The sequence below is a fragment of the Roseitranquillus sediminis genome (assembly GCF_016918935.1).
In the GTDB taxonomy this organism is placed as follows: Bacteria; Pseudomonadota; Alphaproteobacteria; order Rhodobacterales; family Rhodobacteraceae; genus Roseitranquillus; species Roseitranquillus sediminis.
The window spans coordinates 151,984-165,982 of sequence record NZ_JAFFOB010000014.1 but is presented as its reverse complement, the minus strand read 5'-3'; the positions used below and the strand labels follow the sequence as shown (position 1 = coordinate 165,982).

13 protein-coding genes are annotated in these 13,999 nt (G+C 69.7%); 6 read left to right on the top strand and 7 right to left on the bottom strand.

The annotated features are described in order from the left end of the window. Window positions 1–24: 24 nt before the first annotated feature. Window positions 25–528 (bottom strand): DNA polymerase III subunit chi, encoded by a 504-nt coding sequence (locus tag JM664_RS07610; protein ID WP_227419320.1) that lies wholly within the window; start codon window positions 526–528, stop codon window positions 25–27. Further along, window positions 528–1,997, bottom strand: a complete 1,470-nt coding sequence (locus tag JM664_RS07605) for a leucyl aminopeptidase (protein ID WP_227419319.1) — start codon at window positions 1,995–1,997, stop codon at window positions 528–530. The genes JM664_RS07610 and JM664_RS07605 overlap by 1 nt, the downstream gene beginning before the upstream one ends. Window positions 1,998–2,126: 129 nt before the next feature. On the opposite strand from JM664_RS07605, the gene lptF reads away from it, so the two are divergent. Genes lptF through rsmA form a run of 6 tightly spaced genes read left to right on the top strand, consistent with a single transcriptional unit; the run spans window position 2,127 to window position 9,509 of the window. Then, on the top strand, window positions 2,127–3,254 hold the full coding sequence (gene lptF / locus JM664_RS07600) for an LPS export ABC transporter permease LptF (RefSeq protein ID WP_227419318.1): 1,128 nt from the start codon (window positions 2,127–2,129) through the stop codon (window positions 3,252–3,254). After that, window positions 3,251–4,348: an LPS export ABC transporter permease LptG gene (gene lptG, locus JM664_RS07595; protein WP_227419317.1), complete on the top strand. Its 1,098-nt coding sequence runs from the start codon at window positions 3,251–3,253 to the stop codon at window positions 4,346–4,348. The genes lptF and lptG overlap by 4 nt, the downstream gene beginning before the upstream one ends. Then, window positions 4,345–6,444 (top strand): LPS-assembly protein LptD, encoded by a 2,100-nt coding sequence (locus JM664_RS07590; protein ID WP_227419316.1) that lies wholly within the window; start codon window positions 4,345–4,347, stop codon window positions 6,442–6,444. Before lptG ends, JM664_RS07590 begins: the two co-directional genes overlap by 4 nt. A 17-nt stretch (window positions 6,445–6,461) precedes the next feature. Further along, on the top strand, window positions 6,462–7,676 hold the full coding sequence (locus JM664_RS07585; protein ID WP_227419315.1) for a peptidylprolyl isomerase: 1,215 nt from the start codon (window positions 6,462–6,464) through the stop codon (window positions 7,674–7,676). A 13-nt stretch (window positions 7,677–7,689) separates the two neighbouring features. After that, entirely contained in the window at window positions 7,690–8,661 is a 972-nt protein-coding gene (pdxA, locus tag JM664_RS07580) for a 4-hydroxythreonine-4-phosphate dehydrogenase PdxA (protein ID WP_227419414.1), read from the top strand. After that, window positions 8,658–9,509 (top strand): 16S rRNA (adenine(1518)-N(6)/adenine(1519)-N(6))-dimethyltransferase RsmA, encoded by an 852-nt coding sequence (gene rsmA, locus JM664_RS07575; protein WP_227419314.1) that lies wholly within the window; start codon window positions 8,658–8,660, stop codon window positions 9,507–9,509. The genes pdxA and rsmA overlap by 4 nt, the downstream gene beginning before the upstream one ends. Window positions 9,510–9,512: 3 nt before the next feature. Here rsmA and JM664_RS07570 read toward each other — a convergent pair whose 3' ends face one another. From JM664_RS07570 to speB, 5 genes are all read right to left on the bottom strand, one after another. Beyond that, on the bottom strand, window positions 9,513–10,124 hold the full coding sequence (locus tag JM664_RS07570) for a DUF4167 domain-containing protein (RefSeq protein WP_227419313.1): 612 nt from the start codon (window positions 10,122–10,124) through the stop codon (window positions 9,513–9,515). 185 nt (window positions 10,125–10,309) lie between these two features. Further along, window positions 10,310–11,137 (bottom strand): peptide chain release factor N(5)-glutamine methyltransferase, encoded by an 828-nt coding sequence (gene prmC / locus JM664_RS07565; RefSeq protein ID WP_227419312.1) that lies wholly within the window; start codon window positions 11,135–11,137, stop codon window positions 10,310–10,312. Beyond that, window positions 11,134–12,183, bottom strand: coding sequence for a peptide chain release factor 1 (gene prfA, locus JM664_RS07560; RefSeq protein ID WP_227419311.1), 1,050 nt, complete (start codon window positions 12,181–12,183; stop codon window positions 11,134–11,136). The genes prmC and prfA overlap by 4 nt, the downstream gene beginning before the upstream one ends. 311 nt (window positions 12,184–12,494) lie before the next feature. Beyond that, on the bottom strand, window positions 12,495–12,938 hold the full coding sequence (locus JM664_RS07555; RefSeq protein WP_227419310.1) for a DUF1499 domain-containing protein: 444 nt from the start codon (window positions 12,936–12,938) through the stop codon (window positions 12,495–12,497). 42 nt (window positions 12,939–12,980) lie between these two features. Next, a complete protein-coding gene (gene speB, locus JM664_RS07550) occupies window positions 12,981–13,940 on the bottom strand; it encodes an agmatinase (protein ID WP_227419309.1) in 960 nt (319 codons plus the stop codon). Between the last annotated feature and the right edge of the window lie 59 nt (window positions 13,941–13,999).

Genomic DNA, 13,999 nt, shown 5'->3' with positions numbered 1-13,999 from the left:
AGTATACAGGACCGCAGCGAAGCGTCACCTCTCCCCGGTCACGCCCGGCGCCACTTGACGCTCCCTAGGGTCGACCCTCGACTGCCGCCGCCACCCTGCTTCACCCTGCGCCCAGTACTCCGCCGCGAGGCCCGCGGTCGTCAGGGATCGCCACTGTGCCCGCGCCGTCTCTACCGCCGCCTCGTCCGCGCCGTCGAAGAGGATGCACGTCCTCTCCAGCGTCTCCACCTCGTCGGGCGAAACGTCGGCCCCTTCGATCGTCATCAGGCAGGCGGCACGGTTCGCCAAGCCCCCGCCGACGGTCAGAAGCACCGGCTGGTCGTCGTCGTACGGACCGCCCGCCAGCCCGTGCGGTAGAAAGCTGTCCGCCGGATTCTCCCAGAGCATGCGGTCCAGCCGCTCCACCACCGCATCCGTCCGCCCCCTGACGACGACGCGCCACCCCTGACCCCGCGCCTTTTCGATCAGCGCGGGCAGCGTCGCCTCTAGGGGTGAGCGCGTCAGGTGATAGAAGAAGGCGGCGCCCATCAGCCTCCGAACCGGTCGCGCACCAGCCGGTCGAGGGTCATCACGCCCCAGCCGGTCGCGCCCTTGGGGCTGAACGGGCCGTCGGACGACAGACTCGCTGTGCCGGCGATGTCGATGTGGCACCAGGGCGTCTCGTCCTTGACGAAGCGCTTGAGGAACTGCGCCGCGGTGATCGAGCCGGCCGGTCGTCCACCCACGTTCTTCATGTCGGCCACGTTGGACTTCAGCGCCTTGTCGTAACCCTCGCCCAGCGGCAGGCGCCACGCGCCCTCGCCCTCGCCCTTCGCCGCCGCCAGCAGCGCGTCGCAGAGCCCGTCGTCGTTCGAGAAGACGCCCGCGTTTTCGTGACCGAGGCCGATGATGACCGCACCCGTCAACGTGGCGAGATCGATCATCCCAGCCGGCTTGAAGCGCTCCTGCGCGTACCAAAGCACGTCGGCCAGGACGAGGCGGCCTTCGGCATCGGTGTTGATGACCTCAATCGTATCGCCCTTCATCGAGCGCACCACGTCGCCGGGACGCTGCGCCCTGCCGTCCGGCATGTTCTCGACGAGGCCGACGAGTCCTACGACGTTCGCCTTCGCCTTCCTGAGCGCAAGGGTCTTCATGACGCCGGCCACGGTCCCGGCGCCGCCCATGTCCATGGTCATCTCTTCCATGCCCTGCGCCGGCTTGATCGAGATGCCGCCGGTATCGAACACGACGCCCTTGCCGACGAGCGCGAGCGGCGCCGCCTCGCCGCCGCCGTTCCAGCGCATTACGACCACCTTCGACGGGCTCTCGCTGCCCTGCCCGACGGCGAGCAGCGTCCGCATGCCGAGCTCCTCGAGCTGCGGCTCGTCCAGCACCTCTACCTCGAGACCCGTCTCGCGCAGCGCCTCGAGGCGCGTCGCGAACTCGGTGGTGGTCAGCACGTTGGCGGGCTCGGTCACCAGGTCGCGGGCGAAGAACACGCCCTGCGCCACCGCATCGATGTCGCGGCCTGCCTCGCGCACCTCGTCCGGCCTGCTCGCCATGACCGTCACCGCCGTCTCGCGCGGCGCCTCGTCGCCGGTCTTGTGGTCGGTGAAGCTGTAGGCGCGCAGGGCGACCCCCAGCGCGATCTCGTGGGCGTGGCGCGCCGAGCCCGCCAGGACGAGCACCGCCTTGCCTGCGGCGGCCTTGCCGACGGCGGCCCCGGCCTTGCGGGCGGCCTCTGCGCTGCCCTTTGCCTCGAGCCGCGCGACATGCACCGCCTCGGCCGCCATGCCGCCCGGCCAGGACAGGGTCTGCACATCGCCCGGCTTGGCCTTGCCCCAGGCCTCGCTCGCCAGCAGGCGCTCCAGCGCACCGCGCGTCAGGCGGTTGACTCGCCGCCCCGCGGGATCCAGCTTTCCGCCCTCGCCCACCAGGACAACGACGCGGCCCTCCCACCCGGCGAGCGCGTCGAGGTCGGTTTCGGCGTAGTCGATGCGGGCGGGCACGGTCATGCGGAGTCTCCTTCTGTGTCGCGTCGGCGTCTGTCTAGGACGGCCTCGCACCATTGGCCAGAACGCAGTTTTCCCGCCCGACCCGATCGGCTAGGGTCCCGGCCACGACCGATCCCTAAGGGCCCGAGGATGTCGAAGTTCGACCGGTACATGCTGTCGCAGCTGATGGTCGTCTTCGGCTTTTTCTCGCTGGTGATGGTGCTGGTCTACTGGGTCAACCGTGCCGTGCTCCTCTTCGACCAGCTTATCTCGGACGGTCAGACGGCGTGGGTGTTCCTCGAGTTCACGATGCTCAGCCTGCCGAATGTCATCCGCCTCGTCCTGCCGATGTCGGCGTTCGCGGCAGCGGTCTACGTAACGAACCGGCTGGCGTCGGAGAGCGAACTGACGGTGATGCAGGCGACCGGCTACAGCCCGTTCCGTATGGCGCGGCCGGTGCTGATCTTCGGTCTCATCGTCGCGGCGATGGTGGCGGCGCTGGTGAATGTCGTGGTGCCGCGCTCGCTGACGGTGCTGGAGGAACGGCGGGACGAGATCTCGGCCGACGTCACGGCGCGCTTCCTGCGCGACGGTCAGTTCCACCACCCGACCGAGGGCGTGACGCTCTTCGTCCGCGATGTGGCCGCCGGCGGCGAGCTGAGGGACGCGTTCCTCTCGGACACGTCCGACTCGGACCGGCACCAGACCTACAGCGCGAGCTCGGCGCGCCTGATCCGTTCTGGCGGCGAACCGTACCTCTTGATGTTCGACGGGATGATCCAGACGCTTGACGTGTCCGGCCGCACGCTCTCGGTCACCCGCTTCGAAGAGGCGACCTACGCGCTCAGCGCCCTCATGGCCGCGTCGTCCGACGGCAGCCGGCGCATAGGTGAACTCTCGACGCCTGAGCTGCTCTGGCCCTCGCAGGCGGTGATGGACGAGGTCGGGCGCTCGCTCTCGCGGATGCTGGTCGAGGGGCACGAGCGCATCAGCCAGGCGACCCTCACCGTCGTCGCGGCGCTCCTCGGCTTCGCGGTGCTGCTCGTCGGCGGTTTCAGCCGCTTCGGGATCTGGCGGCAGGTGCTCGCCGCGGTGGTCCTGGTGATCCTGGTCAAGACGGCGGATACCGCGCTCGTCGACCTCGCGCTCTCCGACCCTGCGCTCTGGCCTCTGGTCTACGGCGGCAGCGCCGCGGGCCTTACCCTCGCGGCCGCCGTACTCTGGATCGCCGGGCGGCCTCTGCGCCCCCTGGTCACGCGGAGGGCGGCCACCGCATGACGCTGCACTTCTACTTCGCGCGCCGCTTCCTCTTCACGTTCCTCGGTGTGCTCACGGCGTTCGCGGCAGTGCTGACGCTGATCGACCTCGTCGAGCACATCAGGCGGTTCGATGGCGACCAGGTGATGTTCGTCGAGATCCTGTCGCTCACGCTGCTGAACACGCCGGCTGGGCTCTACCGCATCCTGCCGCTCGTGGTGATCCTCTCGACGCTGGCGCTCTTCCTGTCGCTGGCGCGGTCGTCGGAGCTGGTCGTGACGCGGGCGGCGGGTCGGTCGGCGCTCCGCAGCGTGGCCGCGCCCGCGATCGTGGCGCTCCTGTTCGGCGCGGTGGCGGTCGTCGTGATGAACCCGATCGTGGCGGCGACGACCCAGCGCTACGAGACCCTGACGGAGACCTACCGCGGGGAGGACCCGGAAGTCCTCTCGATCAGTCGCGAGGGGCTGTGGCTGCGCCAAGGCGGCGCGGAAGGACAGACCGTCATCCGGGCCTCGCGCTCAAATCTCGACGGCACCGAGCTCGGCGACGTCAGCTTCCTGGGCTTCGGCCCGGGGGGCGTTCCCGACTGGCGCGTCGAGGCGGAGCGCGCCCGCCTCACCGAAGGCGCCTGGGAGCTGACAAACGCCAAGCGATGGAACTTCGGCGAGGGCGCCAACCCGGAAGCGGAGGCGACCGTCGAGGGTGCGATGCGCCTGCCCTCCAACCTGACCGAGGACCAGATCCGCGACAGCTTCGGCACGCCCTCGGCGGTGCCGATCTGGGACCTGCCGTCCTTCATCCGCCAGCTGGAGAATGCGGGCTTCGCTGCGCGCCGACACCGGGTCTGGCTGCAGATGGAACTCGCGACGCCGCTGCTCCTCTCGGCGATGGTGGTGGTGGCGGCCGCCTTCACCTTGCGCCATACCCGGTTCGGACGCACCGGGATCATGGCTCTGATGGCGCTCTTGATGGCATTCACGCTCTACTTCATCAGGAACTTCGCGCAGGTCCTCGGCGAGAATGGGCAGATCCCGATCATGCTCGCCGCTTGGGGTCCACCGGTCGCGACGCTTCTCCTGCCACTCGGCCTGCTGCTGCACCTGGAGGACGGATGATCCGCGTCCTCCTCGCCCTGCTCCTCATCCTGCCGACGTTCGCGGCGGCACAGACCGCGACGCTGGTCGCGGATCGCCTGCGGATCGAAGCCGATCGCACGCTGATTGCCGAGGGCGCGGTCGAGGTCTTCTATGGCGACACCCGCCTGCAGGCATCGCGGATCACCTTCGACGGGGAGACCGAGCGGCTGACGATACAGGGTCCGCTCACCCTGACCGAGGCGGGGCGCGACGTAGTTCTGCTGGCTGACGCCGCGGCGCTCGAGCCCGGGCTGCGCGACGGCATCCTGACCAGCGCCCGGCTCGTGCTCGACCAGCAATTGCAGCTCGCGGCGGACGAGATCGCGCGCGTCGGCGGCCGCTACACCCAGCTTACCCAGGCGGTCGCGTCGAGCTGCCGGGTCTGCAGCACCAGCGCCGTCCCGCTGTGGGAGATCCGCGCCGCCCGCATCCTGCACGACCAGGAGGAGCGGCAGCTCTATTTCGACCGCGCGCAATTCCGCGTGGCCGGCGTGCCGGTCATGTACATCCCGCGGCTGCGCCTGCCCGACCCGACTGTCGAGCGCGCGCGCGGCTTCCTCACGCCCTCACTGCGGCAGTCGAGCGAATACGGAAGCGGCATAAGAGCTCCTTACTTCGTGCCGCTCGGCCGCAGCGCCGACCTCACCTTCGCCCCCTTCGTCGCCACCGAGGCGCGGCTTCTCGAGCTGCGCTACCGGCAGGCCTTCGCCAGCGGCGACATCAGCTTCACCGGATCCGTGGCGGAGGACGGCTTCAGCGGCGAAGGGACCCGCGCCCACCTTTTCGGCGCCGGCGAGTTCGACCTGCCGCGCGGGTTCGAGCTGCAGTTCGGCCTGCAGCTGACATCGGACGACGACTATCTCCTCGACTACGGCTTCAGCAGCGCATCGCGGCTCGAGAGCGGTTTCGAGATCAGCCGCGTCAGGCGCGACGAGCTGATCGCCGGCTCGGTCGTGCACCACGAGATCCTGCGCCGCGGCCTGCTCCAGGGCGGCGACCGCTATCTCGTCGATGTCGGCCAGGCCGAATACGAGCGAAGCATCGGGACGCGCTTCGGCGAAGTGCTGCTGCGCTTCGATGCGACCGCACTCGGCCGCGAGAGCGACGACCCGATAGACGGGCGCGACGTCACCCGCTTCGGCACGTCCCTCGGCTGGCGGACGGATGCGGTGCTTGCCGGCGGACTCGATTTCGAAGCCGAGGCGGCACTGCGCGCCGACCGCTACGACATCAGCCGCGACCCGCGCTTCGACGACAGCGTTACCCGCGTCACGCCGGCCGTCGCCGCGACACTGCGCTGGCCGCTCGTACGTTCCGGCGCCGGCGGGGTGGACCTGATCGAGCCGATGGTCCAACTGGCGTGGGCCGACGTCGACGGCGGTGACGTGCCGAACGAGGACAGCCGCCTCGTTGAGCTCGACGAGGGCAATCTCCTCAGCCTCGATCGCTACCCCGGCCGCGACCGCACCGAAACGGGCGCGCGTCTGAACTTCGGCGTCGCCTATACGCATCTTGCCGCGTCCGGCTGGCACCTCGGCGCCACCGTCGGCCGGGTGATGCGCCTCTCGGACGAGGACCAGTTCGTAGATGGCAGCGGACTCGACGGCCGCTGGTCCGACTGGCTGGTCAGCGGACAGGTCGGGCTGGGCGACCGACTGACGGTCACCAACCGCGCGCTGTTCGACGACGACCTCTCGCCGGCCCGAAACGAACTCCGTCTCGACTATGACGGCGGGCGCGCAGAGTTCGCCACCGCCTATCTCTGGCTCGATGAGGCGGCGAGCGAGAACCGGCCGTTCGACGTGCACGAGCTGACTTTCGACGCCACCTGGCGCCTCGCGCGGCACTGGGTGGGCGCTCTCGACGGCCGCTACGACTTCGAGGCCGAGCGCGCGACGTCGGCCGGCTTCGGCCTGACCTATCGGAGCGAATGCGTAGAGGTCGATCTTTCCCTCTCGCGCCGCTTCGACGGCGCCGATAGTGTCGACCCGACCACTGAATACGGCCTCCAGGTCTCGCTCGTCGGCTTCGGCGAGGGAGGCGACGCCAGCTATCGCCGGACCTGCTCCGGCTGACCGACCGGAAGGAAAGAATGAGCCTCGCCCACCCGATCCGCGCCCTGATCGTCGCGCTCCTGCTCCTGCCGACCGCCGCAGCGGCTCAATCGCCCTTCGAGCCGGTGGCGCAGGTGAATGATCAGGTCATCACCCGCTGGGAGCTGGACCAGCGGACCCGCCTGCTCGAGGCGCTGCGTGCGCCGGGCAACGTGATCGACGAGGCGCTCGACGCGCTCATCAACGACCGCCTCCAGCTCGGCGCGGCGCGAAGTCTCGGCATCGAGGTGACCGAAGAGGAGATAGCCGAGGGCATGGCCGAGTTCGCAGGCCGCGCGAACCTCAGCACCGAGCAGTTCCTGCAGGAGATCGGCCGCGCGGGCGTCGACTCGCAAACCTTCCGCGACTTCGTCCGCGCCGGCCTCGCCTGGCGCGCAGCCGTGCGCGCGCGTTTCGGCCCTCAAGTTCAGGTCGGACCCGACGACATCGCCAAGGCACGCGAGCAGGTTGAACCAGACGCGGGCCTGCGCGTGCTCATCTCCGAGATCGTGCTTCCGGCCAACACGCCCGAAGCGCGGCAGCAGGCCGAGGCCCGTGCGGCGGAGATCCAGCGCATCACCAGCCTCGACGCCTTCGCCGCTGCCGCGCGGCAGTATTCCGCCGCGCCGACGCGCGAGCGCGGCGGCCGCGTCGACTGGCTGGACGTGGCGAACATCCCGGCTCCGGTCGCGAATGCGGTGCTCACGCTCAGGCCCGGCGAAGTGACGCCGCCGCTGCGCCTGCCGAACGCGGTTGCGCTGTTCCAGCTGCGCGCGATCGAGGAGACCGAGACACCGGCGCCGCAGAACGTCACGCTCGACTATGCGCAGTTCTTCATCCCCGGCGGACGCACCGAGAGCGCGTTGGCCGAGGCGCAGCGGCTGCGAGGCCGCGTGGACACGTGCGACGACCTCTACGCCGTGGCCCAAGGCGTGCCGGAGAACCAGCTCCAGCGTGACGAGCTGCCGTTGTCCGAGGTCCCGCAGGACGTTGCGCTGGAGCTCGCCCGGCTCGATCCGGGCGAGGCGTCGACCACCCTCACCCGCGGCAATGCGCTGGTCTTCCTGATGCTCTGCGACCGTGCCACCGCGGGCGCCGAGGCTCCGACCGACGTGGCCCTCGTCAACCGCCTGCGGAGCGAGCAGCTATCTGCGATGGCGGATATCTGGCTGGCCGAGCTGCGGTCGGAGGCCTTCATCGTCGGCGAGGAGTAGGACCGTCTCGGCTCTGCCCCCCATCGCGCTGACCTGCGGCGAGCCCGCCGGCGTCGGCCCCGAGATCGCCGTAAAGGCGTGGCGCGCGCTCGGGCCGCAGCTCCCGTTCTTCTGGATCGGCGATCCGTCGCATCTGCCCGCGGAGGCGCCGCACAAGGTTATCGTTGATCCGGCCGACGCGCTTCATGTCGCGGCGACCGCGATGCCGGTCCTGGCGCACGACTTTCCGGCTCGGGCCTTGCCCGCGTGGCCTGACCCAGCGAACGCGCCCGCGGTCGTTCGGGTCATCGCGCGGGCGGTGGAACTCGTCCAGGCGGGGAAGGCATCGGCGCTCTGCACCGGACCGATCCACAAGAAGGCGCTCATGGACGGCGCCGGCTTCGCGCATCCCGGCCACACCGAGTATCTCGCGGCGCTGGCCGAGGTCGATCGCGTGGTGATGATGCTCGCATCCGATCTGCTCCGCGTCGTGCCCGCGACAATCCACATCCCGATCGCCGGGGTGCCCGCGGCCCTGACGCGGGAGCTACTCTACGATACGCTTCAGATCACCCATGCGGCCCTGAGGCGCGACTTTGGGGTGGACGTTCCGCGCATTGCGATCGCCGGCCTCAACCCCCACGCGGGCGAGGGCGGCGCGATGGGGCGGGAGGAGATCGAGACCGTGATCCCCGTCGTCGAGGCGCTGAAGGCCGAGGGGATGGCGCTTGTCGGGCCGCTCTCGGCGGACACGATGTTCCACGAGGCGGCGCGACAGCGTTACGACGCCGCCGTCGCAATGTATCACGACCAGGCCCTGATCCCGATCAAGACGCTGGACTTCGCGGGCGGCGTCAACGTCACGCTCGGCCTGCCCTTCATCCGTACTTCGCCCGACCACGGGACCGCTTTCGACATCGCCGGGACCGGACGCGCGGACGCGACGTCGCTCATCGCCGCGCTGCGCATGGCCGACGGCATGGCCCGCGCCCGCGCCGCGCGATGAGCGCCATCGACGACCTGCCGCCGCTGCGCGAGGTCATCGCGGCGCACGAGCTCAGGGCGCGCAAGTCGCTGGGTCAGAACTTCATCCTCGACCTCAACCTCACCGCCAAGATCGCCCGACAGGCCGGCGACCTTGCTGGATCGGACGTGCTCGAGATCGGGCCGGGCCCGGGCGGCCTGACGCGCGGACTGCTAGCCGAAGGCGCACGCCGTGTGCTCGCCGTTGAGAAGGACGCACGCTGCCTGCCGGCGCTGGCTGACATCGCCGCGGCCTATCGGGGCCGACTGGAGGTGGTAGAGGGCGACGCGCTCGCGCTCGATCTGGCCGCGCGCCTGAATGCGCCGGTCCGGATCGTGGCGAACCTTCCCTACAACGTCGGCACGGAGCTCCTCACGCGCTGGCTCGACCCGCCCGAATGGCCGCCGTTCTGGACCAGCCTGACGCTCATGTTCCAGCGCGAGGTCGCGCGGCGCATCGTGGCGCAGCCGGGCAGCAAGGCGTACGGGAGACTCGCGATCCTGAGCCAGTGGCGGAGCGAGCCGTGCATCGTCATGGAGGTGCCACCCGACGCCTTCACGCCAGCGCCCAAGGTCTGGTCCTCGGTGGTACATCTGCGGCGGCTCGACGAGCCGCGATTTCCGGCCGACGCGGCGACGCTCTCGCGCCTGACCGCCGCAGCCTTCGGACAGCGGCGCAAGATGCTTCGCTCGTCGCTCAGGGGAATTTCGCCGGACATCGAAGGGCATCTGCGGGCAAGCGGCATCGCACCGACCGATCGCGCCGAAGACGTGCCGCTCGAGCCATTCTGCACGCTCGCCCGCGCGTTGGCGGCCGAGCGCGGCGCGTAGGCCCTACTCCGCCGCTTCCTGCGAATCCTGCGACTGATCTGGCCCGGCGTTACCGCCTTCGTCTTTCGACTGCGCTGTTTTGCGCGAGCGGCGCCGAGGCTTGCTTGGGCGGCTTTCGGGCGTCTCGACGAGACCGCTGTCGCCCTCGCTCGGCACGTCGATCACGTCATCCGATGCCGTCTGGCGCTCGTCATGCTGGCGCTCGCCTTGCGCCTGAGCCTCGGCCGGCTGCCGTTCGTCCCCGCGCGACTCGTCATGGCGGACGTCGTCGTTGCGGGTTTCGTCCGACCGATGATCGTCGTCGCGGCCATTGCGACCCTGCTGGCGGTCGCGGTTCTGCGCCTCTTGCTGCTCGCGCCGCGCCTCCTGCTCGCGCATCGCCTCGCTCAGCATCCGCATGTAATGCTCGGCATGCTGCTGGAAGTTCTCCGCCGCGACGCGATCGTTGCTCAGCTGGGCATCGCGCGCGAGCTGGTTGTACTTGTCGATGATCTGCTGCGGCGTGCCGCGCACCTTCCCCTCGGGGCCCGAGGAGTCGAACACGCGGTTGACGATGTTGCCGACCGCACGGCTGCGGTTCGATTTCGACCGCGATCGTGACTTGGAAGATCTCATGTAAACTCTGGTTCAGCCTTGTCTGGGCATTCGCGTGCACATCCGCCGCTCTGGGCGATCGCAATCCGCGATGTCTGGGCAGTGTCGTGGCGACGCAAGCGGGCGTCCACCAACCGCATTCCGAATATGCACGCGATCGCCCCCGAAGCAAGGCAAAACTGCGATCCGGCACGGCAAATCCCCGCTCAAGCGCCCTTTCTCGCCGTCACCGCGCGGTCCTGTCCGTCGAGATCCGCATGGACCGCGATCTCCGTCAGCCCGCGCTCCTCGAGCAGCGCCGCGACCTCGTCCGCCTGCGTGGTGCCGATCTCAAGGATCAGGCGCGCACCCGGACAAAGGCGCGAGACTGCTCCGATGGCAATGCTGCGATAGGCGTCGAGCCCGTCGCCGCCTGGCGTCAGCGCCAGCCAAGGTTCCCACTGCCTCACTTCGGGCTCGAGCGCGGCAAGCTCGTCGTCTGCGATGTAGGGCGGATTGCTCACGATCAGGTCCCACACGCCGTCCACCCGTTCGAACCAGTTCGACAGGCGCAACTTCGGCGAAAGACGCAGCGCGGCCGCATTCTCCCGTGCCACCGCGAGGGCCTCCCGAGACACGTCTGTCCCGATGCCCCGCGCCTCAGGCCGCTCCGCCAGCAGCGTCAGCAGCAGGCACCCGCTCCCCGTCCCTAGGTCCAGCACGTCACGGAACGGCTCGCGGAGGGCGAGATCGACCAGCAGCTCGGTCTCGGGGCGCGGGTCCAGAACGTCGGGCGTCACGCGGAACCGACGCCCGTAGAAGTCGCGCCAGCCGACGATCTGCGACACCGGCTGGCGGCGGACCCGCGCGGCCAATGCACCTTCGAACCGCGCCGCCGCGTCGTGCCCGACATCCTCGCGCGCCATCAGCGTCAGCCGGTCCGATGGCACGTCGAGCGCATGGGCAAGCAGCCGTCGCGCGTCTCGTGCAGGGTTGGCGACGCCGGCCTCGGCCAGCCGGCGGCTGCCGGCCGCCAGCGCCTCGCTAACCGTCACAGGCCGCTTTCAGCGAGCAGTCGCGCACGGTCATCCGCCGCGAGCGCATCGATGACCTCGTCGATGTCGCCCTGCATGATCTCGCCCAGCCGGTAGAGCGTCAGCCCGATTCGGTGATCGGTCAGCCGTCCCTGCGGGAAGTTGTACGTCCGGATCCGCTCGGACCGGTCGCCGCTGCCGACCTGCGCCTTGCGGTCCGCCGCCCGCGCCTCGGCGGCGCGCCGCCGCTCGGCATCGAATAGCCGCGCCCTCAGCACCTGCATCGCGATCGCCCGGTTCTGGTGCTGCGATTTCTCGGACGATGTCACGACGATTCCCGTCGGGACGTGCGTGATCCTCACCGCGCTGTCGGTCGTGTTCACATGCTGTCCGCCGGCACCCGATGCGCGCATCGTGTCGATCCTGAGGTCCGCCGGGTCGATCTGTACGTCCACCTCCTCGGCCTCCGGAAGCACCGCGACCGTCGCGGTCGAGGTGTGGATGCGTCCGCCCGACTCGGTGGTCGGCACCCGCTGGACGCGGTGCACGCCGGACTCGTATTTCAGCCGCGAGAACACGCCGTCGCCGGTGACGTTTGCCAGCACCTCCTTCACGCCGCCCAGTTCCGTCTCGGCCAGATCGACGATCTGGAACCGCCAGCCCTTCGCCTCGGCATGGCGCTGGTACATCCGCAGGAGGTCGGCGGCGAAAAGGGCCGCCTCCTCACCCCCCGTCCCCGGCCTGATCTCGAGAATGGCAGGCCGCGCGTCTGCGGCATCGCGTGGCAGCATCGCGAGCTTCAGCGCCTCCTCGACCTCCGGCAGCCGCGCCCGCAACGACCTCAGCTCCTCCTGCGCAAGGTCGCGCATTTCGGCATCGCCCAGCATCACCTCGGCCTCGCGGATGCCGTCAGTGATCCGGCGCCACGCCTGAACCTGCTCGACGACCGGACGCAACTCGGCATATTCGCGCCCGAGTGCGGCGAGGTCGCCGCAGCCCTCGGCCATGCGCGCCTCGATGAACTCGAAGCGCTGCGTGATGTCGACCAATCTGTCGCTGAAGCCCATGCGCGCGGTTTCGCCGAAGGGCCGCACTCGGTCAAGGTGCGGCCTCTTGCGCACCAGGCCGGTCGTGGCAGTATAATCTGATCATGGAACGGTTCGCCCTTATCCTCGGGCTCTTCGCGCTCCCTGCCGCGGCGGCGGACGTGCCTCCGCCGAAGCCCATCGAGCTCTACTGTACCGACGGCGACGGCCGGCGTGTCGAGCTCGGCGGCGTGATCTGCATCCGGGCCAGTTGCCAGACCTGGCTGGCGCGATGCGAGATGTCTCTCAACAACGTGATGTGGCGCAAGCTGCAGGACGGCTGCCCCGGCGTCTCACTCCAGTCGGACGAGCCAGCGCTCGATCCGCGCCCGGTTGACGCCGAGATCCGAGCTGCCGAAGCGCGCCCGTCCTAGCAGGACAGGCCGCGCACCCTCGCCGTCGGCGATGGCGGCGACGGTGGTGAAGTCAGGAAAGCCGAAGATGCGCGACCTGCTCTCGTAGGTCATCCGCCCCTCCTCGACCGAGCCTGCAATACGCCGCGTCCGCGGCTCCGCCAGCGCCGCCCTGTCGATCGCTGCAAGAAGTTCGGCTAGCGACACCGGGTAAGCGGGTGAAACCTGGTCTCCGCCCTCAGGCCGCACGAGCCAACCGCGCCCGCCGGGCCGCTCCGCCGTCAGCGGATCCACATGCCATACCGGCGGGTTTGCCGGCGCAAGCCTCACCCACCCGGCCAGCCCCACCGCAACACCGAGCGCCACCAGACCAGTCCACCACATAGCGCCATCACCTAGCGGTGCCGGACGCCGGAACCAGCCCAATCACCGCCGTGTCCAGCACCAGAGGCAGAGGATCTCCATCGCCACGTGTGCCCCGGCAATGGCGGTGGCGCCGGTCGTGTCGTAGGGCGGCGAAACCTCGACCACGTCGCCGCCGACCAGGTTGATCCCGGCGATGCCGCGCAGGATTGCCGCCGCCTGCCAGCTGGCCAGCCCGCCCCAGACCGGCGTCCCCGTTCCAGGCGCGAAGGCCGGATCAAGCGCGTCGATGTCGAAGCTGAGATAGACGGGCCGGTCGCCCACGCGGGCGCGCACCCGCTCCGCCACCGCGTCGGGCCCCAGCCGATGCACCGCCGGCGCATCGATCGCCTCGATCCCGCGCATGTCCGGGTTCTCCGTCCTGATCCCGACCTGGATCGAGGCGGCCGGATCGAGGATCTTCTCCTGTACTGCCTTGTAGAACATCGTGCCGTGATCCAGCCGGCCGGGATCGTCGTCCGTCCAGGTGTCGGAATGCGCGTCAAACTGCACCAGCGCCAGCGGCCCGTGCCGCGCCGCGTGAGCCCGCAGCACCGGCAGGCTCACCGAGTGGTCGCCGCCGAGGATCAGCGCGCCCGCGCCGGCGTCGAGGATGCTCCCGACATGGGCCTCCAGCGCCACCGGAAAGTCCACGAGGCGCCCGTAGTCGAAGGCAAGATCGCCATGATCGGCGATCGCGAACTCCTCCAGCGGATCGAAGCCCCAGCCGTAGGGTGGGTCGTAGGGCTGCAGCGTCGACGCCTCGCGGATGGCGCGCGGACCGAAACGGGCGCCCGGCCGGTTCGTCACCGCCTGGTCAAACGGCACTCCGGTCACCGCCAGGTCAACGCCGGTGAGATCCTTCGCATAGGTCCGCCGAAGGAAAGACGTCGCCCCGCCGAATGCGTTCTCCCACGACCGTCCGCGAAAGCCCGTGCGCGTCAGCGCCGTGTCGACCTGCGTCCTTGCATCTTCCAGTGCCATCGCAACCTCCGTGCGGAGCCGAGGGAACCGCCCCGCCTCTCCCCAGTCAACCGTCTCGC